The sequence below is a fragment of the Nocardiopsis halotolerans DSM 44410 genome (assembly GCF_000341065.1).
Lineage (GTDB): Bacteria > Actinomycetota > Actinomycetes > Streptosporangiales > Streptosporangiaceae > Nocardiopsis > Nocardiopsis halotolerans.
The window spans coordinates 1-291 of the sequence record NZ_ANAX01000214.1 but is presented as its reverse complement, the minus strand read 5'-3'; the positions used below and the strand labels follow the sequence as shown (position 1 = coordinate 291).

The following is a 291-nucleotide window of genomic DNA, read 5'->3' as shown; positions in this document are numbered from 1 at the left end:
CGCCAGCCCCCCGCCGTAGGCGGCCCAGCTCGACGGCGGTTCGGCGGCCCTGCGGCTCCACTCCCAGCCGACGGCCAGACCGGCGAGGGCGGGCGGCACCGTGTACGCCTCGGGCACGTCCACGTTCCACGCGGAGAGCACCGTCCACAGCGCGGCCAGCATCAGCAGCCCGCCCACCGGCGCGGCCCAGCGCCGGTCCGGCCGCACGGCGGTCGCCAACGCGATCACACCGACCACCGCCAGCGCCACCGCGACCAGCCCCAGCCGTCCTCCGGCCGACACGGTGACCAG

1 protein-coding gene is annotated in these 291 nt (G+C 78.0%); it reads right to left on the bottom strand.

The features are described from left to right. Window positions 1–291: SCO7613 C-terminal domain-containing membrane protein (locus D455_RS30755; RefSeq protein WP_040684934.1), on the bottom strand; the 291-nt coding region annotated here is incomplete at both ends.